General features: G+C 68.2%; 20 protein-coding genes, 1 tRNA gene and 2 pseudogenes. 11 read left to right on the forward strand and 12 right to left on the reverse strand.

The window, feature by feature from the left end; translation table 11 throughout:
* Positions 1–554, reverse strand: a pseudogene (locus DJ75_RS06730) (hypothetical protein); the annotation flags it as partial.
* A gap of 281 nt (positions 555–835) precedes the next feature.
* Between DJ75_RS06730 and DJ75_RS06735 the strand changes: the two are divergent.
* The 3 genes from DJ75_RS06735 to DJ75_RS18120 all read left to right on the forward strand — a co-directional run bounded on the left by DJ75_RS06735 (position 836) and on the right by DJ75_RS18120 (position 3,157).
* Positions 836–1,525, forward strand: coding sequence for a hypothetical protein (locus DJ75_RS06735; protein ID WP_094523749.1), 690 nt, complete (start codon positions 836–838; stop codon positions 1,523–1,525).
* A gap of 143 nt (positions 1,526–1,668) precedes the next feature.
* On the forward strand, positions 1,669–2,241 hold the full coding sequence (locus tag DJ75_RS06740) for a hypothetical protein (RefSeq protein ID WP_094523751.1): 573 nt from the start codon (positions 1,669–1,671) through the stop codon (positions 2,239–2,241).
* Positions 2,231–3,157 carry a hypothetical protein gene (locus DJ75_RS18120; protein WP_141211990.1) on the forward strand — a complete coding sequence of 309 codons (927 nt, stop codon included), beginning with the start codon at positions 2,231–2,233 and terminating at the stop codon, positions 3,155–3,157. The genes DJ75_RS06740 and DJ75_RS18120 overlap by 11 nt, the downstream gene beginning before the upstream one ends.
* A gap of 23 nt (positions 3,158–3,180) precedes the next feature.
* Here DJ75_RS18120 and DJ75_RS06745 read toward each other — a convergent pair whose 3' ends face one another.
* Both DJ75_RS06745 and carB read right to left on the reverse strand, forming a co-directional pair.
* Positions 3,181–4,329 carry a signal peptidase I gene (locus DJ75_RS06745; protein ID WP_094523753.1) on the reverse strand — a complete coding sequence of 383 codons (1,149 nt, stop codon included), beginning with the start codon at positions 4,327–4,329 and terminating at the stop codon, positions 3,181–3,183.
* 183 nt (positions 4,330–4,512) lie between these two features.
* On the reverse strand, positions 4,513–7,776 hold the full coding sequence (gene carB / locus DJ75_RS06750) for a carbamoyl-phosphate synthase large subunit (protein WP_094523754.1): 3,264 nt from the start codon (positions 7,774–7,776) through the stop codon (positions 4,513–4,515).
* A gap of 158 nt (positions 7,777–7,934) precedes the next feature.
* On the opposite strand from carB, the gene DJ75_RS06755 reads away from it, so the two are divergent.
* Positions 7,935–8,972: a S66 peptidase family protein gene (locus tag DJ75_RS06755; protein ID WP_094523755.1), complete on the forward strand. Its 1,038-nt coding sequence runs from the start codon at positions 7,935–7,937 to the stop codon at positions 8,970–8,972.
* A 73-nt stretch (positions 8,973–9,045) separates the two neighbouring features.
* On the opposite strand, the gene DJ75_RS06760 is transcribed toward DJ75_RS06755, so the two are convergent.
* From DJ75_RS06760 to DJ75_RS06775, 4 genes are all read right to left on the reverse strand, one after another.
* Complete coding sequence (locus tag DJ75_RS06760) at positions 9,046–9,261, reverse strand: hypothetical protein (protein ID WP_094523756.1); 216 nt, start codon at positions 9,259–9,261, stop codon at positions 9,046–9,048.
* 145 nt (positions 9,262–9,406) lie between these two features.
* Entirely contained in the window at positions 9,407–9,940 is a 534-nt protein-coding gene (locus tag DJ75_RS06765; protein ID WP_094523757.1) for a DUF5815 family protein, read from the reverse strand.
* 80 nt (positions 9,941–10,020) lie between these two features.
* On the reverse strand, positions 10,021–10,296 hold the full coding sequence (locus tag DJ75_RS06770; RefSeq protein WP_094523758.1) for a hypothetical protein: 276 nt from the start codon (positions 10,294–10,296) through the stop codon (positions 10,021–10,023).
* Positions 10,297–10,359: 63 nt separating this feature from the next.
* Entirely contained in the window at positions 10,360–12,579 is a 2,220-nt protein-coding gene (locus DJ75_RS06775; protein WP_094523759.1) for a CDC48 family AAA ATPase, read from the reverse strand.
* Between the two features lie 229 nt (positions 12,580–12,808).
* Between DJ75_RS06775 and DJ75_RS06780 the strand changes: the two genes are divergently transcribed.
* Together DJ75_RS06780 and larC are read left to right on the forward strand one after the other, a co-directional pair.
* Positions 12,809–12,997 (forward strand): hypothetical protein, encoded by a 189-nt coding sequence (locus DJ75_RS06780; protein WP_094523760.1) that lies wholly within the window; start codon positions 12,809–12,811, stop codon positions 12,995–12,997.
* Positions 12,998–13,079: 82 nt separating this feature from the next.
* Positions 13,080–14,498: a nickel pincer cofactor biosynthesis protein LarC gene (gene larC, locus DJ75_RS06785; RefSeq protein ID WP_094523761.1), complete on the forward strand. Its 1,419-nt coding sequence runs from the start codon at positions 13,080–13,082 to the stop codon at positions 14,496–14,498.
* A 25-nt stretch (positions 14,499–14,523) separates the two neighbouring features.
* On the opposite strand, the gene DJ75_RS06790 is transcribed toward larC, so the two are convergent.
* A complete protein-coding gene (locus DJ75_RS06790; protein WP_094523762.1) occupies positions 14,524–14,940 on the reverse strand; it encodes a hypothetical protein in 417 nt (138 codons plus the stop codon).
* 563 nt (positions 14,941–15,503) lie between these two features.
* Between DJ75_RS06790 and aspS the strand changes: the two genes are divergently transcribed.
* The 3 genes from aspS (at position 15,504) to DJ75_RS06805 (ending at position 18,108) form a co-directional block, all read left to right on the forward strand.
* A complete protein-coding gene (aspS, locus tag DJ75_RS06795) occupies positions 15,504–16,808 on the forward strand; it encodes an aspartate--tRNA(Asn) ligase (protein WP_094523763.1) in 1,305 nt (434 codons plus the stop codon).
* Positions 16,809–17,075: 267 nt separating this feature from the next.
* On the forward strand, positions 17,076–17,381 hold the full coding sequence (locus DJ75_RS06800) for a hypothetical protein (protein WP_094523764.1): 306 nt from the start codon (positions 17,076–17,078) through the stop codon (positions 17,379–17,381).
* Between the two features lies 1 nt (position 17,382).
* Positions 17,383–18,108 carry a DUF4382 domain-containing protein gene (locus DJ75_RS06805; RefSeq protein WP_094523765.1) on the forward strand — a complete coding sequence of 242 codons (726 nt, stop codon included), beginning with the start codon at positions 17,383–17,385 and terminating at the stop codon, positions 18,106–18,108.
* Between the two features lie 269 nt (positions 18,109–18,377).
* Here DJ75_RS06805 and DJ75_RS06810 read toward each other — a convergent pair whose 3' ends face one another.
* The 3 genes from DJ75_RS06810 to DJ75_RS06820 form a co-directional block, all read right to left on the reverse strand.
* On the reverse strand, positions 18,378–19,055 hold the full coding sequence (locus tag DJ75_RS06810; protein ID WP_094523766.1) for a TVP38/TMEM64 family protein: 678 nt from the start codon (positions 19,053–19,055) through the stop codon (positions 18,378–18,380).
* 103 nt (positions 19,056–19,158) lie between these two features.
* The gene (locus DJ75_RS06815) at positions 19,159–19,686 is read right to left on the reverse strand and encodes a hypothetical protein (RefSeq protein ID WP_094523767.1); all 528 of its coding nucleotides are present in this window, start codon (positions 19,684–19,686) and stop codon (positions 19,159–19,161) included.
* Between the two features lie 71 nt (positions 19,687–19,757).
* Entirely contained in the window at positions 19,758–20,585 is an 828-nt protein-coding gene (locus tag DJ75_RS06820; protein WP_094523768.1) for an NAD(+)/NADH kinase, read from the reverse strand.
* Between the two features lie 121 nt (positions 20,586–20,706).
* Between DJ75_RS06820 and DJ75_RS06825 the strand changes: the two genes are divergently transcribed.
* Positions 20,707–22,098, forward strand: coding sequence for a KaiC domain-containing protein (locus tag DJ75_RS06825; RefSeq protein ID WP_094523769.1), 1,392 nt, complete (start codon positions 20,707–20,709; stop codon positions 22,096–22,098).
* 111 nt (positions 22,099–22,209) lie between these two features.
* On the opposite strand, the gene DJ75_RS06830 is transcribed toward DJ75_RS06825, so the two are convergent.
* Positions 22,210–22,280 (reverse strand) — tRNA-Gly (locus DJ75_RS06830).
* 91 nt (positions 22,281–22,371) lie between these two features.
* On the opposite strand from DJ75_RS06830, the pseudogene DJ75_RS19025 reads away from it, so the two are divergent.
* A pseudogene (locus tag DJ75_RS19025) lies at positions 22,372–22,537 on the forward strand (aminopeptidase); the annotation flags it as partial.

Raw genomic sequence — 22,537 nt, forward strand, 5'->3', positions numbered from 1 at the left:
CCCGCCCCGCCGTCACCGGTCCCACCGTCATCCGCTCCGCCGTCACCGGTCCCACCGTCGCCCGGACTCGTCCCGGATCCCGACCCGTCCTCTGGGACGTCGACGGTGAAACGCACGATCTCCGCGTAGCTCCCGACCGTCGGCGGGACGGTCGCGCCGAGCGTGACGGACGAGTTCGGTCGCAACGTGAGCTCGCCGCCCGTCACGCGCTCGCCGGTGTCCATCCGGTACAGCGTCACCCGGTCCGTCTCGGTGTCGATCCGGACGGTCGTGGCGTTCTCCCCGGTCTTGTCGCCCTCGTAGCCGGCGAACCCGACGAGAAACAGGTCGTCGACGCTCGTCCGCGCGTCCGGCGGGACCGATCCGAAGCGGAGCCGCAGCTCGCCGGCGTCGTCGTACGCGACGTACCTGTCGGCGTTCTCGCTGTCGGCGGGCGACAGGTAGACGCCGGAGTCCGTCGCGACCTCGTCGCCGTCGGTAAACGAGGCCCCGGTCGCGGCTCCGCCCCCGAGCAGCACGACGGCGACGGCGAGCGCGACGATGGCGCGGTTCATGTTCCCACCGAGTTCGTCGTCCGAGTCGGGTCTCGCCGCGCGACGACAGGGCCGAGGCTACTCGGCATCGTCGCTATCGTCGGCATCGGCGCGGCCCGTACGCTCACGGTAGGGCCCATGCCACCGACGGTGTTAGTAGTGAACCGCGTTAGGCGTTTCAGCGTCGCGTTGAATCGTCTAACTGCGGGCGTTACGGCGGGAAATCGTCTTCAATGACGGCCTGAAACCCGCTAACGCGGCCTAATAGTAAGTGGGTATCCGACCAAGCAGATGACGTAACAATGAAGCTGAATCGCAGAAGCGTGTTGGGGGCCATCGGGATGATCGGCGTCGGAACTGGTGCGGCGTTCGGGTCGGGAGCGTTCACCACGGTCGAAGCGCAGCGCCAAGTGGAAGTGAACGTAATCGGTAGTAGCTACATCAGCGATGGGGTCATAGACCTGAATGATAATCCGTCTTCTGAGCCTACTGATCAGGAGGAAGGTGGAGAAGATGTGGCTGACATCGAAGACGATATCGCGAACGCTATACTCGGTGAATCTGGCACCGCCGACGTCCTCGTGAACACCGAATCGAGTAATGTCACTGTAAAGGGAAATGGTAGTGATGGCAATACTTACGATGGCCGGTCGCTGTTCCCTGTGTTTGACGGCACGTACGACACAGTCGATAGAAATTACGTGAGCCTCGTCGCCAACGATGTCACAATCGTATTCGGACCGGAGGGAAGGGAACTACCGCAGAACGCAAGTATCGAAGAGTCTGATCTCTTTGGAATTGTTCGAAACGGCCAGGTCAAGGTCTCGTTCTCGAAGAATAATACTGACAACGGGCTACTCACTGGGATCGGTAGCGGGAACGTCAGTGAGTATTCCAAGAACAGTTCAGCTAATGTGACCGAAGTCGGTAGCATCAAGACCGGAACCGCTAGTAAGGAGACAGAGGACCTGATAATCACCATCGGAGAATAGGAGAACTGGAACCAGTTCGTTACCGCGAGCGAGCCGCTTCAGGTGTGGGAGAGTTTTTTATGTCTAGGGGTATATATTTTATACATAATGAGTAGCTCGTTAGTCGATAGAAGTTGGTATAATACGGCATTATTGTGTGGCTAATGAGTCTCGATCAGAGTACTATCAAATCATCTACGAAAGATTATATTTCAAAGAACGAAATTTACGATATTTTAAGTAACCCGCGAAGACGATACGCCCTCCACGCGATAAATAACGAGGACGGCACCACGGAGCTCTCGGACGTCGCCGAGCAGGTCGCGGCGTGGGAGAACGACAAATCGGTCTCCGAGATCACCTCCAGCGAGCGGCACCTCGCGTACAGTTCGATACAGCAGAACCACATCCCGAAGTTAGAGCGCGCGGGCATCATCACCCACGACAACGGGACGATCGAACTGACAGAAGAGGCGCAGGACCTCGACGTGTACGTCGACGTCGTGCCCGGGGACTCGATCCCGTGGGCCGAGTACTACCTCGGTCTCGGTGCTGTCTCGCTCGGCCTCGTCGCCGCCGTCTGGGCCGGCGTCTTTCCGGAATCGGTGCCGAGCCTCGCGTGGGCGGCGGTAATCGCGTTGTTGTTCACCGCCTCCGCGGCGTTCCACGTGTTCCAGAACCGGGAGATGAACCTCGGCAGCGACGGGAAGCCGCCGGAGCTCAGAGATGGGCGATAACAAGAAGTGGACGCGACGGGCCGCCGTCGGCTCCCTCGCCAGCGGCGGCGGACTCCTGCTGTTCGGGACCGGCGGATCGACGCAGATCTCCGCGTATCGAGACGTCGAGGTTAACGCGGGTGGTGATGACGCGGTGTTGCAGTTCAGTGATAACTCCTCAGACACGACAATCGGGCTCAACAGTTCGGTCAGCGTATACCAGATAACGGACAACGCCGAGGCATTCGACTCGAACGATATCAACGTTACCGCGAGCATCGATGGAACAGAGGAGCCAATCGACGCAAGCATTATCGGCGATGGAAATCCGTTTGACGTGAAAGTGGAGTGCTCTGACGAGACGAGCAGACTTGTCGGGAAACGTACAATAAAATTGGAGTTTACGGCCGTTTCTAAGACAGAAAATTTCATTATTAGCGCATCACGCGATACCTCCTCAGTTGAGTTTGATTGCTACGATTACGGGGCTACAAACAATTACAGGGATAGGGATAAGGGTAATGCAAACCTCCCGAATGATCCTGTGGGGAGTATCAGTCAACCCGAGAACGTGAACAGAGGTGTCGATGACTACGCGAAAATTTCATCGGGGTCTTCGGTCAAATCGAAAGTCGGGTATGCTCTGCCACCCGTCTCCTTCAACGGCCCATACGAGTTATTAGTTGAAGTGGGCAATAGGGGAGGAAATTGGTCGGCGTATTTGGCTGCTCCTAGGGATGGCGAGAGTAACAAGCTAACAAGCACCCAAGGTAAAAACGCAATGTTGGGCAAAAACGGAACGACGATAATTGAGTTTGATACATCTGCGGATATTAAAAAATATAAGGACGAACTATATATCATTTTTGAAGCGACCGACAGCAGTAACCAATCAATACAGATTGATTACTTCGAATTAAGAGCTCAATCTCAGTAGAGTATTGAAATGGCTTTCATACACTATTTAAACAACCGCCGAAGTTGAACGCTGAGCGACGCGCCGCGTCTCGGCTCTCGAACCCGCTTCGATCCCGATCCGACGAGCGCCCCCAGCAGCGTGGCGATGCTCCCGAGCACTAACAGATTGAACGCTCCCACCGCGACGGCCGGATGGATCGAGTGGAGCCGGAGGATCACGGCGGGCGGAACCACGAGGAAGTACCGGTGTTCGGAGACCGCGACCGTCGCGCGTTCTCCGGGTCCCGGGGCGGTCGTCGACAGCGTCGCCGTCGCCGACTCCCCCCGCGGAACGGCCAACTGATTCCGGTCGAACTCGCTCTCCGGATGGCTCGTTTCGAGCACGACGAGCATCGTGATGAGCCCGTTGTTCTCCGCGGTGAACCCGTTCTCGACCTGCCCGCCGGGAGCCGTGCCCGCCGGGAGGTCCTCGCCGTCGACGGTCACGTGATGCGTGCCGCTGGGCGCGATCATCGCCGCGTTGGCCGGAATGAGTATCAACAGCGCCAGGAGGAGCGCGATCCAGCGAGCGTCGAGCCCGTCGTCGCCCCGCGACCGGTCGCGGCTCCGCGTCCGCCGCCCGCTGTTCCGGAGGTCGTCGACGAGGACGACGAGGAACAGCGCGAGTCCGACGGAGATGAACAGCCCGCTGAGCCCGCGTTGGTCCGGCGACCAGTCGAGACCGACCGCCGTCGCGAGCCCGACGACGGCGCCCGTCGCCGACTCTCGGAGGCCCGTGATCGCGGTCCCGAGTCCCGGGACCCGCACCACGTCGCCGTTCACCTGCAGCGCTGTCGCGACGATCCGGTCGTCGGTGACGGGCGGTTCGTCGCCGTCCTGGTCCCGAAACGGGTTGTTGTCGCCCTTCGTCAGGTAGCCGTCCGGAGTCGTCCCCACGACGCGGTGCGTCGTCGTTCTGCCGCCGTCGAGTTCCAGCGCCTCGAAGACGACGACGTCGCCCTCGTCGACGGGGCCGGACACCGCCGCCGGCACGGCGACGAACCCGTCCCCGGCCTCCAGCGTCGGCGCCATGCTTCCGGAGGTGACGTATCCCAGAAACACCGGCTGTCCGGCGAGCTGACCGACGACGAGCGCGATGACGACGAGCACGGCGAGGACGGCGAACGCGTCTCTCGCCGCCTCCCGTGACATGTAGGTATGAACACGGCGTCGGGACTTAAATCATCGAACGCGATTCGGTGACGCGAGACCCGCTCTCAAGCCGCGTCCCGCGACCGGTCGACGTCCGGTCATCGCGAATCAGTACGTTCGGCGCGGGCGGAATCGTTCGGTGGAACCGGGCAGCGCAGATAGCGCCGGGGAGCCGGTCCGTCTCTACTCGCTCGCGCCCCAGCTCTCGACGCGCTTCGGCCGGTCGGAGACGGCCATCACGTCGAGGTCGTCGTCGGCGTGCGCGATCGCTTCCAGCGCGGCCTTCGCCGAGGCGTGCGTCGAGAAGTAGGTGATCTCCTCTTCGACCGCCACTTCGAGCAGCTCGCGCTGCCGAGAGACGATGAGGTCGATCTCGCCGCGCTTCGCGGCCTCGATCAGGTCCGTCGCCGTCGAGAGCTCGAAGTGCTCGGCGTACCCCTCGACCAGCGCCTCGCCGGCCTCGGTGTCGGGGTCCGGGAACTCCTCCGCGGAGAGGTCGACGACGGCCGTGCCGGACTCGGGGATCGGCTTGCCGGTGGAGTCCTGCGCCTTGTCGTACGCCTTGCCGAACGACCGGGCCGTGCCCATCACTTCGCCGGTCGACTTCATCTCGGGGCCGAGCCGCGGGTCCGACCCCGGCAGGCGGTCGAACGGCAGGACGACCTCCTTCACGCTGCGGTGTTCGGGGATCTGCTCGTCGGCGTCAAGGTCGGCGAGCGTCAGGTCGTCCGTCATCACCTTCGCGGCGAGCTTCGCGATCGGGACGCCCGTGGCCTTCGAGACGAACGGGACCGTCCGCGAGGAGCGCGGGTTCGCCTCCAGCACGTACACCTCGCTGTCGACGTCGTCGCCGACGCCCGTCACCGCGAGCTGGACGTTGAGCAGGCCGACCGTGTCGAGTGCGCGGGCGATGTCCTCGGTGACCTCGCGGACCCGCGCCATCGTCTCCTCGTCGAGCGAGCGCGGCGGGATCATGCACGCGGAGTCGCCCGAGTGGACGCCCGCGCTCTCGACGTGCTCCATCACGCCGCCAAGGAGCACGTCCTCGCCAGGGCGAGACTCCGTCTCGCTTGCAGGCGCGTGTGACGCGCCGACGTCCGCCACGGCGTCGACGTCCAGTTCGACGGCGTCGTCGAGGAACTGGTCGATCAGGATCGGCTTATCGGGGGAGACCCGGACGGCCTCCTCGATGTACTCCTCGAGTTCCGGGTCGTCCTCGACGACCCGCATGGCGCGACCGCCGAGGACGTACGAGGGCCGGACGAGGACGGGGTAGCCGATGTCGTGGGCCAGCTCCAGCGCCTCCGCTTCGCTCGTCGCGGTGCCGCCCTTCGGCTGGGCGACTCCCATCTCGTCCATCAGGACGTTGAAGCGGTCGCGGTCCTCGGCGAGGTCCATCGCCTCGACGCTCGTCCCCATGATCTCGCAGTCGAGCCCGCGGCGTTCCAGCTCGGCTTCGAGCGGTTCGCCGATGTTCACGGACGTCTGTCCGCCGAACTGGACCATCACGCCGTCGGCGCCGGTCGCCTCGGCCACGTCGGCGACCTCCTCGGCGGATATCGGGTCGAAGAACAGCCCGTCGGAGGTGTCGTAGTCCGTCGACACGGTCTCGGGGTTGTTGTTGACGACGTGCGCCTCGATGCCGAGCTCGCGCAGCGCCTGGATCGCGTGGACCGAGCAGTAGTCGAACTCGACGCCCTGCCCGATGCGGATCGGGCCGCCGCCGACGACGACCACGCTGTCGACGCTCTTGTCGACGACGAGCTCGCCGGCCGCGGCGTCGCCCTTCAGCGGTCCGCGGTTGAACTCCGACTGACGGGCGGAGTAGTAGTACGGGGTCTCGGCGGCGAACTCGCCGGCGCAGGTGTCGACCTGTTTGTACGTCCGACCGGGGACGTCCTCCTCGACGGCATCGACGTCGACGCCGCCGGCGAGGGCGGCGATCTCGGCGTTCGTGTGGCCCGCGGTGGCCGCCTGCGCGAACTCGCCGTCCTGAGCGGCCTGCGCGGAGTCGCTGACGCGTTTGAACCGTTCGAGGTACCACGGCTTGATCCCGGTCAGCGCCTCCACGTCCGCGACCGTGTAGCCGCGGTCGAACGCCTCGAACATCGCGTACGGGCGGTCCGGGCTCGGGCGTTCGAGGTACTCGGTCTCCAGCGTGTCGTCGTCGACGGTCGCCCAGTCGACGGCGGGGTCGTACTCGGACGAGCGGAGCGACTTCAGGAGGCTCTCCTCGAAGTTCCGGCCGATCGCCATCGCCTCGCCGGTGGACTTCATCGCCGTGCCGAGCTCGAAGTCGACGTCGTCGAACTTGTCGATGGGCCAGCGCGGCACTTTCGTCACCACGTAGTCGATGGCTGGCTCGAAGGCTGCGGTCGTCTCGCCGGTGATCTCGTTGTCGATCTCGTGGAGGCGCTTGCCGAGCGCGACCTTGGCCGTCACGCGGGCGATCGGGTAGCCAGTCGCCTTCGACGCGAGCGCCGAGGAGCGGGAGACGCGCGGGTTCACTTCCACCACGCGGTACTCGCCGCCCGGCGTCCCGTCGTCGTGCCACGCGAACTGGATGTTACAGCCGCCCTGGATACCGAGGTCGCGGATGACTTCGAGCGCGGCGTCGCGCATCTCTTGATGACCGTCGTCGGGGATCACCTGGGACGGGGTGACGACCGTCGATTCGCCGGTGTGGATCCCCATCGGGTCGATGTTCTCCATGTTGCAGATGATGATACAGGAGTCGTCGGCGTCCCGCATCACCTCGTACTCGAGCTCGACCCACCCCGCGATGGACTCCGTGATAAGCACCTCGCTGTTCCGCGAGAGGCGGAGCCCCTTGCGGACGCGCTCGACGAGCTTCTCGAAGTCGTCGACGACTCCGGAGCCCGAGCCGCCGAGCGTGTAGGTCGTGCGGGCGATGACGGGGAGCCCGCCGACCGCGTCGACCGCCTCCCGGACGCGCCCGCGGAACGCCTCCTCGTCGAAGTCGGTGACCGACTCGCCCTCGTCCAGCGAGATGGTCGTCGACTTGGGCACCGGCTGCCCGAGGCCCTCCATCCGCTGACGGAACAGGTCGCGGTCCTCCGTCGCGTAGATGGTGTCGAGCGGCGTCCCCATCACCTCGACGTCGTGTTCCTCCAAGATCCCCTCCTCGGCGAGCTCGGCGGTGACGTTGAGTCCGGTCTGGCCGCCGAGCCCGGCGATGACGCCGTCGGGCTCTTCGATCCTGATGACCTCGGCGATCGCCTCCGGCGTGATCGGCTCGATGTACACCCGGTCCGCGGTCTCCGGGTCGGTCATGATCGTCGCCGGGTTCGAGTTCACTAGCACGACGCGGGCCCCCTCCTCCTGGAGGGCGCGACACGCCTGTGCGCCGGAGTAGTCGAATTCCGCCGCCTGTCCGATCTGGATCGGCCCGCTACCGATGAGTAGAATGGTCCGGTCCTCGCTCATTATCGCGACGGAGTACGCTCATCGTAATAAGGCCGACGATAGAATACGAATCTCGCAGCGAGTTTGCGATTTTCGCAAGGTGCGTCGAGACATAGCACGCGAGACGGTTTGGCACACGACCCGGTGACTTATGCCGATGTCGGACGCAAGCCGCCAGCATGTCGTTTACGACGCCCCCGCCGCTCGGGGACGACCAGGCGCTCGCGGTCGTGGCGCCCTCGCGGCCGGCCGAGGCGACGAAGCTCCGGATCGGCCGCGAACGACTCTCGGCCCTCGGCGTCGAGACGCGCGTGTTCCCGACCGCGGACCCCGATCGAGAGGAGCCGGCGTCGCCGGCGGCGCGCGCGGCCGACGTCGAGGACGCCTTCGCCGACCCGGAGATCGGCGCCGTGATGGCGTACACCGGCGGCGACGACCAGATACGCGTCCTGCGGCACCTCGACGGCGACGCGCTCGCCGCGAATCCGACCCGCTTCTTCGGGTACAGCGACAACGACAACCTCCGGCTGTTCCTCTGGAACCGCGGGATCGTCAGCTACGGGCTCGGGATCCACCCGGACCTCGTCTGTGACCCAGAGCTACACCCCTACACCGAGCGGCACCTCCGGCGCGCGCTGTTCGAGGACTCCCTCGGCGCCGTCGAACCGGCAGACGAGTGGACCGACGACTGGTTCGACTTCGAGACGGGCGAGGCGCGCGCGTGGCGCGAGAACCCGGGGCCGACGACGTGGGTCGGTCCGGACGCCGATCCCGAGGACCCCGTCCGCGGCCGAGTGTGGGGCGGCTCCTTCGGGATCGTGAAGTGGCACCTCCAGGCGGGCCGATACCTGCCGGACCCCGAGCGGCTCGACGGGGCCGTCCTCGCGCTGGAGACCTCGGAGGACGTGCCCCCGCCGCGCGAGGTCGGCTACACCCTCCGCGCGATGGGCGAGCGCGGGCTCTTGGAGCGGTTCGACGGGGTCCTCGTCGGTCGTCCGCGGACGAACGCGCCGACCCTGGAGTGGGACCCGGACCCGAACGAGTACCCGGCGGAACTGGAGCGCGTCGTGACTCGCGAGGTGGAACGGTACGCCCCCGACGCGGCGGTCGGGTTCGGCTACGACTTCGGCCACACGGACCCGTCGTTCCCGCTCCCGATCGGCGCGGTCGCGACGCTCGACCCGACGGACGGCGCGCTCCGGTTCGGGCCGGATTGACTGCGGTCCCCTCGTTCGCCGGCGGGGGCGCCGCGACCCCGCCGCCGGGATCGCCCCGGCCGCGCCGCCGCGGTCAGGTCTCCAGCCGGTACCGGTACGGGCGGTCCGAGATGACCTCGACCTCGCCGCGCTCGGCCCACCGGCCCAGCACGGTCGCGACGCGGTGCGGGCTATCGATCTCCTCGCACTCGTCGGCGAGCGCGAGGATCTCCCGCGCCGTCAGCGGCTCGTCGGCCTCGGCGAGCACGCTGCGGATCCGGTCGTATCGGTCGTATTCGCCGCCGCTCATACGTCCTACGTACGGTAGGGCGACATATAGGCTTCAGTGAGACAGGAGTCGGACAACTGTCTGACACGAACGTCGAAACGGACGCTCACCGCGGATTCGGAGGGCTTCGGCCGTCTCGTCCCGTCCTCGTTCTCCGCGTCGGCCGTCAGGCGTACGGGTCTTCGGCTTCCAAGTCGCGCTCGGCGCGGTACTGCTCGACGAACTCGGTCACGTCGAACTCGACCATTTCCGCTTCGAACGCCGAGAGCGCCTCGTCGTCGTCGGCGTGGCTCACGGCGTGTTCCATCAGTTCGACGACGAGTTCGACGACGATCTCGTGGAGCCGCCGGGAGTCGAAGTCGGCCACCCACGTCATCGCGTAGCCGACGTCCGCGTTCTCGCTGGCGTCGTACGCGACGACGGCCTCCGGGAACTCCTCTAGCACGACGCCGAGCAGGTGCGGCGTGTCAAACTCCGGCATCTCCTCGCTGGTCGTCTCGATCGCCTCGCGGAGCACCTCGACGAGGAAGTCGGGGAGGAAGCGCTCCGGTGGGTGCACGTCCATCACGACCGCGTGCGTCTCGCCGCAGTCGCACTCGAACTCGCGCATCCCGAGGTCCAGCTCGCCGGCCGCTATCGTCTGTCCGCAGGGCAGCTCCAGCGTGTTCTCGTCACCGCCCGGGACGCGAGGCTGGGACATGGGATTCCTTGGTCGCTGTCGGGGTTAAAAGACGCGGAACGAGACGCGCCTGGGCCGCGCTCGCGGTCGGCGACGCTGACCTACTCGTCGTCGTGTTCCTCGGGATCGGAGCCGTCGTCGTCCCCAGAACTCTGCTCGTCGTCGTCTCCAGCGCCATGCTCGTCGTCGTGCCCAGCGCCCCGCTCGTCGAGTTCCTCATCGCTACCGTGCGTCTCCACCTCGGCTTCGATATCGATCTCGACGCCGCCGGCCTCGTAGCTCGCTTCCACGAGCTCGGCGTCGTCGCGCTCGATCTCCAGCTCGTCGCTGTCGACCTCGACTTCCACCTCAACGTCGACGGTGACCTCGTCGGACATAGCCGGGCGTCGATACGCCCCCCAGACGAAAAAACGGTCGGCGGTGGGAGACGGCGGTGCCGCCTACTGAAACCCGATCCGGCCGCCGGTGTCGCGGAGCGTCTCGCCGCCGCCGCCGAACTGCTGTTCGATCTCCTCGTAGTACGAGAGGATGTCGTCGTTGACGGTCGGCCGCACCGACTCCATGGCGCGCCGGAAGTGCTTCATCTCGACCTCCTCGGCGTCGTCGTCGTCGCGTAGCGCCTCGATGGCGGCCTCGCGGGCGATCCCCTCGAGGTCGGAGCCGACGTAGCCGTCCGTGATCTCCGCGACCTCGCGGAGGCTCACGTCGGGCGCGAGCGGCGTGTCCTGCGTGTGGATGTCGAGGATCTGTTCGCGGCCCTCCTGGTCCGGCTGGCCGATCATCACGAGCCGGTCGAACCGGCCAGAGCGAAGCAGCGCGGGGTCGATCATGTCGGGGCGGTTCGTGGCCCCGATCACCATCACGTCGCCCATGTCCTCCAGCCCGTCGAGCTCGGTGAGCAGCTGGTTGACGACGCGCTCGGAGACGTTGTTCCCCATCTCCTGGCCGCGAGAGGGCGCGAGGCTGTCGAGCTCGTCGAAGAAGATGATCGTCGGGCTCACCTGCCGGGCCTTCCGGAAGGTCTGCCGGATCGCCTTCTCCGACTCGCCGACCCACTTCGAGAGCAGCTGCGGCCCCCGAACCGAGATGAAGTTCGCGTTCGTCTCGTTGGCGACGGCCTTCGCCATCAGCGTCTTCCCGGTGCCGGGCGGGCCGTACAGCAGGACGCCCTTCGGCGCGTCGACGCCCATCCGGTCGAACTTCTCCGGCGAGGTGAGCGGCCACTCCACCGACTCCTGGACCTGCTCTTTGGCCTCGCTGAGCCCGCCGACGTCGTCCCACGATATCTTCGGGAGCTCGACGAGCACCTCGCGCATCGCCGACGGCTCCACCTCCGTGAGCGCGCCGGAGAAGTCGTCGCGCTTGACGATCATCCGGTCGATCAGGCTCGGCGGCACCTCCTCGTCGTCGAGGTCGATCTCGGGGAGGTAGCGCCGGAGCGCCTTCATCGCGGCCTCCTTCGTCAGGCTCTCGATGTCGGCGCCGACGAAGCCGTGCGTCTCGTCGGCGAGGTGGTCGAGGGAGACGTCGTCCGAGAGCGGCATTCCGCGGGTGTGGATCTGGAGGATCTCCTTGCGGCCCGTCTCGTCGGGGACGCCGATCTCGATCTCGCGGTCGAACCGGCCGGGGCGGCGGAGCGCCGGGTCGACGCTGTCCACGCGGTTGGTCGCCCCGATGACGACCACCTGCCCGCGCGTCTCGAGGCCGTCCATCATCGTGAGGAGCTGCGCGACGACGCGGCGCTCGACCTCGCCCGTCACGTCCTCGCGCTTGGGCGCGATCGAGTCGAGCTCGTCGATGAAGATGATGCTCGGGCTCTCCTCTTTCGCGTCCTCGAAGATCTCCCGGAGCTGCTGTTCGGACTCGCCGTAGTACTTCGAGATGATCTCCGGGCCGGCGATCGAGAAGAACGACGCCGACGTCTCGTTGGCGACGGCCTTCGCGAGCAGGGTCTTCCCCGTGCCCGGCGGACCGTGCAGGAGGACCCCCTGCGGCGGCTCGATCCCGAGCTTCGAGAAGATCTGCGGGTGTTTCATCGGCAGTTCGACCATCTCACGGACGCGCTGGATCTCTTTCTGCAGGCCGCCGATGTCCTCGTAGGTGATCCCGCCGCCCGTCTTCTCGAATCCGGAGATCGGCTCCTCGCGGAGCTCGACTTCGGTGTCCTCGGTGATCAGACAGACGCCGTCGGGCTCGGTCTCCACCGCGATCAGCGGGATCGCCTGCCCGGGCGACCGCATGAACGGGTGGTTCGTCGAGGACATCACCGGCACGATGTCGCGCTCGACGACCGGCCGCTTGAGGATCTGACGTTTCACCATGCCGGCGGCGTCGGAGCCGAACTGGACCGACGCCTCCTCCGGCGGGGCCAACACGAGCTTGTCGGCCTTCTCCGCCTCGGCCTTCCGGATGGTCACGCGCTCGCCGATACCGACGTCGGCGTTCTGCCGCGTGAAGCCGTCGACGCGGACCGTGTCGGTGTTCCAGTCTTGGCGGTCGGCGCGCCAGACCTTCGCGGCGGTCGTCTCCGAGCCCTCGATCTCGATGATGTCGCCGGGCGAGAGCTTGAGGTGCAACAGCGTGTCGGGGTCGAGGCGGGCGATGCCGCGTCCCGAGTCGTTCGGGTACGCCTTCGCCACTTCGAGTTGGACTTCGTTCATGATTCCTCGCGGGGGTTACCCGTATCTCCATCCGGTTCGGGAATAAGCCTGTTGCCCCTGGCGGTGCCGCCGGCCGGTCCGGGAGAACCGGGGCCCGCGGCGGACTGTGTCATCATGTGCCATGGTACGGACCCCCGACGTAAAACGCCGTCGTAAGCGTGCGTTTTCGCCGTCGATCCGGAGGGGATCGCGACAGACGCTTTTTGACCGCTCGAACCGACGTTCGGGTGTGTTCGACTCGCTCTCGGGGCCGATGCGCTCGCTGCTCTCTCGGGTCGCGTTCCTCGCGGCCGGCGCGCTCGTCGGCCTCGGACTGTACGCGCTCGACGCCGGCGGCGTCCTCGTCGTCCCGCTCTCGGTGATCGGGGCGCTGGTGCTCGGCGAACTGTACCTGTTCGCGGCCGCCGAGGCCTCGTAGCGCCGCCGTCGCCGTCGACGCCGGTCCCGACGTCCGGTCCCGGATCACGGGGTATATGTCCCGCGCTCGCCTCCGGTCCGCCATGCGAACGCTCGTCTTCGACGGCCGGACAGGCGCCGCCGGCGACATGATCTGCGCCGCGCTGATCGCGGCCGGCGCCGACCCCGACGCCCTCTCGCCCGTGACCGACAGGCTCCCGGTTCGGTACGAGGTCGGGGAGACGACGAACAAGGGGATCCGAGCGACGACGGTCGACGTGCTACTCGCGGAGTCGGGAGACGACGAGGGTCGCGACGGTGAGGTGCGCGACGCCGGCCGACCGGCAGAGAGCGGTCACGAGGTCGATCCCGAGAGTGACCACGATCACGGGGACGGTCACAGCCATACCCACGATCATGGTCACGACCACGGGGACGACGACGAGGACGGCGACCGAAAACGCGCCCACAGCCACGCCGAGGGCGCCGGCGTCCACCGCAGCTACCCCGAGGTCGTCGCGCTCGTCGAGTCGATGGACCTCCCCGCGTCCGTCGAGTCGCTCGCGCTCGACGCCTTCGAGCGCCTCGGTCGCGCCGAGGCGTCGGTCCACGGCACCGACCTCGACGAGACGCACTTCCACGAGGTCGGCGCGGACGACGCGATCGCCGACGTGGTCGGGGCGGCGCTCCTCCTGAACGACCTCGACCCCGACCGCGTCCTCACCACGCCGGTCGCGACCGGCGGCGGCGAAGTCGAGATGAGCCACGGCGTCTACCCGGTCCCCGCGCCCGCGACGACCGAGATCGCGGCGGCCGCGGACTTCTCGGTGGTCGGCGGCCCCGTCGACCGCGAACTGCTCACGCCGACCGGGGCCGCGATACTGGCCGCCGTCGCCGAGGGCGTCGACCGGCTCCCACCGCTCGACGTGGACGCCGTCGGCTACGGGGCGGGCGACGCGACGCTCCCCGACCATCCGAACGTCCTCCGCGTCCTCGCCGGCGACGGCGGCGACAACCGCGACGAGGGCGCGGCGGCGAACGTCGACGACGGGCTCGTCCGCGACGAGATCGCGGTCCTGGAGACGAACCTCGACGACGCGTCGCCGGAGGTGCTCGGCGGGCTTCAGGAGACGCTCTCGCGCGCCGGCGCCCGCGACGTGACCATCCTCCCGACGACGATGAAGAAGTCGCGGCCGGGACACCTCGTGAAGGTCGTCTGCAAGCCCGACGACGCCGAGGCGGTGGCGGAACGGCTCGCCCGCGAGACGGGGACCCTCGGCGTCCGGCAGTCGGGCGCGAGCCACCGGTGGATCGCGGACCGCGCCTTCGAGACGGCGACGCTCGCGGTCGACGGCGACGCCCACGAGGTGTCGGTGAAGGTGGCCTCGACCGCCGACGGCGACGTCTACGACGTGAGCGCCGAGTACGACGACGCGGTCGCGGTCGCCGAGGCCGCGGGGCTCCCGATCCGGGACGTGCTCCGGCGGGCCGAGGCGCAGGTCCGCGACCGGGCGGGCGAGTGACGGAAACCGATCGAAACCGTCCCGGTCACTCCGGAGGATCGACCCGTTCGACGCGCTCTGGTTCCACGCCGAACCGGTCCGCCAGGCGCGACGCGATGCGGTCCGCGACGCCGCCGGGCGGCTCCGATCGCGGGCCCCCACCGGGTCTCCCTCTCGTCTCGTCGTTGGGTCTCCCTCTCGTCTCGTCGTTGGGTCTCCCTGCCGTCTCCCCGTCGGGGTCGGCGACCGGACCCTCGTCCTCGACGGAGAGGGTCGCGACCGCCTCGACCGTGGTGTCGTTCAGGCCCGGCCGGACTCCGGCGATCGTCAGATCCTCGACGGTCACGCCGTCGACGCGCTCCAGCTGTCGCCGGGCGCCCGCCGCGAGGTCGCCCCCGGCCGCCTGCGAGACGCGAACCGTCACCGTCGCTTCCACCGTCTGCGTGCGGATGGCTGCTGCCATGAGGCCCTCGCCGCGAGTCGAACGCGGTGCGACCTCGAACGCCGCGGGTCGCCGTCGACGCCCGCGGGAGCGGGCGGCGAGGCGGCGTCGGCGCTCGCGAGGGGAGGGTCGCGTCCGGGCAGTTCGGCGGTCGACGCGGCGGCTGGAGAGAACGGGATACGGTCCGTCCCGCGGGGGAACCTCCCCAGCCGACGCGCGTTACGCGGTCGGCCGGACGGACCGTGTGTTCGGAGTCCCGTAGCCGTTCCAGCCGAGGAGCGCGCCGCTGTCGGCGACGGACGTCGGAACGGGGGAACGGGCGTGGGTCATACGTGGACTCCGCGGCGCGAATGCGCCGTTACTCCGTCAATATGTCGGATGGTTATTAAATCTATGGCGAGGTTGTGAGGCAGTGTCACGCGACGTCGCCTCGGCGAGGAAGGCGGTCCAGAGACCGACGGGTTCCCCGGGCGTGATCGCCGCGAATCCCCGCCGAGACCGTCGCGGGCGACGGGTTCCGTCGACGGCGAGACGACAGGCCTATGCCGAACGCCCGACCAGATGCACGTAACGCAGCCACCGTTATGATCGAGCGAATCCACACGTCGGACGTCGAACCGGACGCGGACGAGGTCGCCATCGCCGGCCACGTCCACGAGATCCGCGACCTGGGAGGCCTCGTCTTCCTCATCGTGCGCGACCGCGAAGGACTCATTCAGGTCGTCTTCAAAGAGGAACGCGAGCCGGAGCTGTTCGAGGCCGTGCAGGACGCCGGCGCCGAGGACGTGGTCCGCGTGGTCGGCGAGCCGCTGGAGAGCGACCAGGCGCCCGGCGGCGTCGAGATCGCGCCGACCGAGTACGAGGTCATCGACGAGGCCGACTCCCCGCTCCCGCTGGAGATCTCGAAGGACATCGAGGTGGACCTCTCGACCCGGCTCGACAACCGCGCGCTCGACCTCCGGAAGCCGGAGACGCTCGCCGTGTTCAGCCTGCGCTCGAAGCTGATGACGGCGATGGAGGAGTGGTTCGACGACGAGGGGTTCGTCGACATCAAGACGCCGCTCATCTCGAAGGGCGGCGCCGAGGGCGGCGCGGAGCTGTTCCCGATCCTCTACTACAACAAGGACGCGTTCCTCTCGCAGAGCCCGCAGCTGTACAAGCAGATGCTGATGGCCTCCGGCTACGAGGCCGTCTACGAGACGGGCACCGCGTTCCGCGCGGAGGACTTCGCCACCTCCCGGCACGTCTCCGAGATCGCGATGTTCGACGTCGAGCTCGCGTACATCGACGACCACGACGACGTGATGGACGTCCAGGAGGAGTCGCTGCGGTACGCGCTCCGCGCGGCCGCCGAGAACGCCGAGCGCGAGCTCGACCTCCTCGACGTCGACCTCGCCGTGCCCGAGGACGACTTCCCGCGGATCACCTTCGACGAGGCGCTCGATATCCTGGAGACCGAGTACGGCCACTTCCCGGACGATCCGACCGACCTCGACACGAAGGGGGAGAAGCTGCTCGGCGAGCACTTCGAAGAGCAGGGGCATCCGGCGTTCTTCGTCGTCGGCTACCCCGACGAGAAGTTCTACTACATGCAGGACGTCCCCGAGGACGACATCGCCTCGCGGAAGTTCGACCTCATCTATAAAGGTCAGGAGCTCTCCTCGGGCGGTCAGCGCGAGCACGACGTCGACCGCATGGTCGATGTCATGGAGGAGGAGGGCGTCGAGACCGCGAACTTCGAGTTCTACATCGAGGCGCTCAGCTTCGGCACGCCGCCCCACGGCGGCTACGGGCTCGGCATCGACCGCCTCGTCCAGAAGGTCGCCGACCTCGACAACATCAAGGAGGCGATCATGTTCCCGCGCGACCCGAACCGGCTGGAGCCGTAGCCGGGTCGACCCGGGACGACCCGCCGCGTGACGGTCCGTCGCGGAGGATGGTGTTCCCCGGGAGGCGGTCGGTCGTCGCCGGAGACGTCGTCCGCGGCCGCGCCGTCGACCGCGACCGTTCGGCGTGTTCTTTTATAACTGGTGGCCGGGAAGGTCGCGATCGAGCCGTCAGGCCGCCTGCATGCGATTAAACCGCGTTAAATCGGAGCCAAATGGGCTGAAGGGCTTCTTCCATTAAAGGGGGTCGCGCTCCGAGGAGAAATCGTCATGAACGCGATTCGAACGACACTGATCGTGGCGCTGGCCGCGGTGGTACTAGTCGGGACCGGCGCGGCCGCCGGTGCCGTCGCGGCGACGCCCGGACCGGACGACGCGTCGGGCGACGCGGGCCCGCCGAGCGACCTGCCGGATCAGGTGCCGGACTTCGTCGGCGACATCCTGAGTAGCGTGAACGACTTCCTCTCGGGAGGCGTCGACGACCTCGGTGACTCCGTGAGCGACGTCGCCAGCAACGGGGACGACGCCGATGCCGGTGAAGACGCCGAGACCGACGACGAGTCGGGGGGCGCGTAACGTGACGGACCGCACGCCCGCCGCCGACGCGGCCGAGACCGATTCGGTCTCCCGACGGACCTACCTGCAGGCGACCGGCGCCGCCGCGCTCGGGGCCGCCGGGCTCGCCGGCTGCGTCGGCCGCGCGACCGGAACGCTCGCGACCAGAGTGACCGACCAGCCGGCCGACATCGGCGATTTCGAGTCGCTCGTGGTCACCGTCCAGGGGATCTGGCTCGGAGCCGCAGGCGCCGAGAGCGGCGCGGACGGAAACGAGACCGACGGTGACGGCGGCGACGACGCGAACGCGACTGACGGCGACGACGACGGCAACGAGACCGACGACGGTGACGGCGACGAACCCGCCGGTCGCGAGTACCACGAGTTCGACGAGTCACAGGAGGCGGACCTCGTCCGGCTGCAGAACGGCGAGACGCAGCTGATCGACGAACGGGAGCTGTCGGTCGGCACGTACCAGTTCCTCCAGCTCGACGTCACGAACGTCGACGGTACCCTTGAGGGCGGCGACGAGGCTGACGTCGACCTGCCCGGGAACGCGCCGCTGACGTTCAACGAGGCGTTCGAAGTCCGCGAGAACACCCGGACGAGATTCACCGCCGACTTCGCGCCGGTGCGCCGGGGGAACGGCTCGTACCTCCTGCGCCCGGTTCCGCGCGGGATCGAGGTCTCCTACGGGGGGACCGACGAGGGTGACGGCGGCGGGAACGAGTCCGACGGCGGTTCGTGAGGATCGACGGTAAGTAACCCGTAGACCCCCGTTGAAGCCGTCTCGGATCGGCGTCGCGACGGCGCCGCCGCCGCGGCTTCGGGGTTAGGGCTGGGTTCGTCCCGGGATCCGGGGTCTATGGGAATGCACGCTCGCATCGGCTATCAGAGAGGCACACGGTTCGCATCGACCGTTCGGGGGCTCGGTGCTTCCGAACGATCGGCGCGTTCCTCCCGCAGTCGCGGTCCCGATCGGGACCGCGCGAGGGCATCGACCGCCGACCGCGGCGGTCACGCCGTTGCAGCGGATTCTTCTCGCACGAACGTCCGATACAGCGGGCCGGCGAGCAGCAGCGCTCCCGTGCCGGCCATCGCGACCAGCACGGTCGGATCGACCGCGGAGAGGTCACCCGCGGCGAGCCGGTCCAGCGAGACGCCGACGGCGACGCCGACGATCACCCACGGGAGTTCGCCGGCCGCGGTTCCGAGGAGGAACGGTCGCGTGCGGACTCCAGCGGCTCCCGCCCCGACCGAGACCGCGTCTGAGGGGAGCGGAAGCAGACGGGTGGCCGCCACGGCACGGAGGCTTCCGGCGGCGGTCGCCAGCCGCTCGCCCGCGTCGCAGAGGCGGTCCGCGGTCCGAGAGGCGCCGCGGACCCGGACGCTCCCCGCCCGCGCGAGGCGGTAGGGGACGACGGCCGTCGCCACCAACAGGACGACGCCGAGCGGGACGCCGACCCAGCCGTATCCGAACCCGACGGCCACGGCGAGCAGCGTCGTCGGCCACGCTAACAGCGGCCTGACGGCGGTCAGCGCGAGCAGCGCGACCCCGAACCGGACCGGGTCGTCGGCGAGCAACGCGAGCCGTGCGACGGCGGCCTCGGGCGACGCGATCCAAGCGGCGACGGCCGCGCAGGCGACGGCGAGGCCCGCGACGAGGTATCCGAACAGCGCGAACCGGCGGTTCACGCCCAACGGTTCGCTCCGCGGCATAAACGCTTTGTGGGCCGGCGTCGCCCCGCAGTCGCGCGGTCGCGGCCGTCCGCGGCGGACCGCCTCTCCCGCCGCCGACTCACTCGTCGGCGAACGCCCGCCGGAACTCCTCCGGGAGGTGCTCCCGCTGCCACTCCTCGACCGCGTCCTCGCCGAGGACGCTCGCCCAGAGCGCGAGGAGCCCGGCGCCGAAGGCGACGCCCGGGGCGATCAGGGCCGCCGCGTCGAGGAACAGCCCGGGTTGGAAGACGAGGAACCCGATCCGGTCGCGGACCGCGCCCCAAGCCGGGCCGAACGCGATCCACCGAAACGCGAACGGTACCACCGTCACCGTCGCGACCGGGTAAGCGAGGGCGTCGGTCACCGGACCGCCCTTGCCGCGCACGAACGCGGCGGTGTAGAATCCCCAACAGGCGAGCGACGCGAACGCGGACGCGACGCGGCGCGGTCCCGCGGGTTCGCCGTGATCGAGCGCGCCGACGCCGAAAAGCAGGGCCGCGGCGCCGACGTAACCGATCAGGCACGCGACCGCGCCCCCCGCGAGCACGGCGGCGTGTTCGCCGCGGGACTGTCCGGCGAACGGCGCCAGTCCGAGGGGAACCTCCATCGAGCGCGGATGCGACCGGCGGTCGGTTGAAGCTTTCGCGTCGAGGGAGCGGTCGCGGGTGAGACGCCCGCTCAGGAGAGCTTCCCTAGCGCCTCGAAGAAGTCCGACGGGGGGCCGGCGATCCGCATCGGGGGCGTCGTCCGCTCGACGGTCACCTCGACCGGCGCCTCTAGGGTCGTCACGTTCCGCCCGTCGCTGACGACGGTCGCCTCGTCGACGCCCTCGACCGCGACCGTGACCGCGGCGTCGACGTCGACGACGAGCGGCGGCATCCCCGACTCGGCGGCCATCTCGTTCACGATGATCCCGCTCACGCCCGGGCCGACGAGCGGGCCGCGCTCGGAGAGGTTGTACGCCGTCGACCCGGTTGGGGTCGCGACGAGGACGCCGTCCGCGTGGCCGCCCGCGTAGCGGCTCCCGTCGACGCGGACCTCGTAGTCGACGCCGGCCCCGGGACCGCGGCGGTCGCTCTGGATCACGACCTCGTTCGCCGCCGGCACCGACGTCCAGTCGCCCGCGTGCGCCGCGAGCCGCGGCGCCTCCCGCACGTCCAGTTCGCCGCGACCGAACGCGTCGACCTCGGCGAGCACGGCCGCTTCGGCGTCCGACGGGGGAACCGCGTTGAGGAAGCCCACCTCCCCGAGGTTGACGCCGACGATGGGCGTGTCGCCGGCGTTGCGCGCGACGAAGAGAAACGTCCCGTCGCCGCCGACCGCGACGGCGAGGTCCGCGTCGTCGAGGGCGTCGACCGAGCGGCCGCGGTCACCCTCGCCGAGCGCGTCGGCCGTCTCCGCGTCGAGCCAGACGGACGCGCCCGCGGCGACGACGGCGTCGCGCAGCTCCGCGGCGAGGCTCGCCGCGCGCTCGCTTCCCTTCCGCGCCACGATGCCGACCTCCATGCGCCACCGATTCTCGCCACCGGACAAAAGGATGCGGACTTCGGCCCCGGCTTCCGGAAAGTTTCAAGCCGGCCGGCCGCGTTGCCAAGGACATGTCGACCGCCCACGGCCGGCTGAAACAATGAGCGAAGAGGACGACTGGTTCGAGCGCGCGCTGCGCGACCTCGACGACGAGTCCGACCGCTCGGGAGACGCCGAGGCCGACGATTTCGGGAGCGAAGACGCCGAGACCGACGACGCCGAGGCCGTGGGCGACGAATCCGGGAGCGACGTGGCTCCAGACCGCGGGGAGGGGGACGACTCGTTCGGCGGAGTCCGCGACGGGACGGACGAGACCGACGAGACTGGCCCGGAAGGCGGTGACGACGGCGGCGCTGAGAGCGACTCACTCAGCGGGGGATCGTTCGGTGACGACGATCCGTTCGGCGGAAGAGAGTTCGGTGAGCCTGGATCGCCGGGCGAGGCGACCGGCGAGGACTTCGGCGGCGGCGACGACTTCGGCGGCGAGGAGTTCAGTGAGGACGATTTCGGCGGCGGCGACGACCTCGGTGACGACGACTTCGGCGGGGACGCTTTCGGTGACCCGGTCCCGTCCGGTGCGGACGAGAGCGCGGGGGATCCGCTCGGCGGCGCCACCGGGCCGGACGGCGACGACCCGTTCGGCGGCGGGTCCTTCGGCGAGGACGACCCGTTCGGCGGGTATCGAAACCGCGCTCCGGGCGGATCCGACGGCTTCGGCGAGTTCGGCGGCGGTGCCGGCGGCGCCGGCGGCGCCGAGCCCGGATTCGACGTCGACCCCGACGAGTTCGAGTCCTCGATCGAGCGCACCGACGTGGGCATCGAGGGACTCGACGAGATGATCCTCGGCGGCGTCCCGCGTCGCTCCCTGCTCTCCGTCATCGGCGGGGCGGGGACGGGGAAGACGACGTTCGCGCTCCAGTTCCTCAACGAGGCGCTCGAATCCGGGGGCAAGGGGGTGTACATCACGTTAGAGCAGACGCGCGAGTCGATCCTCTCGACCGCGTCGGAGAAGGGGTGGACGTTCCGCGACCACGCCGACGAGGGCCGCCTCGCCGTCGTCGCCATCGACCCCATCGAGATGGCGAACTCGCTGGCCTCGATCCGGAACGACCTCATCCGCCTCATCGCCGACTTCGACGCCGACCGGCTGGTGCTCGACTCCGTCTCGCTGCTGGAGATGATGTACGACCACCCGGCGAAGCGGCGCTCTGAGGTGTTCGGCTTCACCCGGTCGCTGAAGGAGGCCGGCGTGACGACGCTGTTGACCTCGGAGGCCAGCGAGGAGAACCCCTACGCCTCCCGACACGGGATCGTCGAGTACCTCACCGACGCGGTGTTCGTGCTCCAGTACGTCCGCGGCTCTGACTTCCGCGAGACGCGGCTCGCCGTCGAGATCCAGAAGATCCGCGACGCGAACCACTCGCGGGAGACCAAACCCTACGAGATCACCGACACCGGGATCTCCGTCTACGGGCAGGCGAACATCTTCTAGTCGGGCGCGCGTTCCGTCCGCCCCGTGCCGCCGCTCGCGTCGCGCCGGTCGCTACGCGCGACTGATAGGGTTCAATTCCGTCCGGTGATTTCTCTCACTACGTTCGAGAAATGCACCGTCCGGGAATTGAACCCGGGCTATTAGCTTGGGAAGCTAATGTCCTACCACTGGACCAACGGTGCTCGCCCGGAATTATCCGACGACCACACTTTAACATAGCGTTTCCGGTGCCGGGAGCCACATGCTTAACAGGCTGCCGGGGCAGTCTGTAGCATGCACTCGCAGCCGACCGAAGCCGACGTGTCCGCCGACGCGGAGGCCGTCGAGCGCGTCCGCGAGCGACGCGCCGCGCTCGCCCCCGCGCTCGGCCGGACGTGGACGGACGACGAACCGTGGCGCTTCCTCACCGACCTCACCGCGATCGGGAGCCGCATGGCCG

The sequence above is a fragment of the Halorubrum sp. Eb13 genome (assembly GCF_002252895.1).
In the GTDB taxonomy this organism is placed as follows: Archaea; Halobacteriota; Halobacteria; order Halobacteriales; family Haloferacaceae; genus Halorubrum.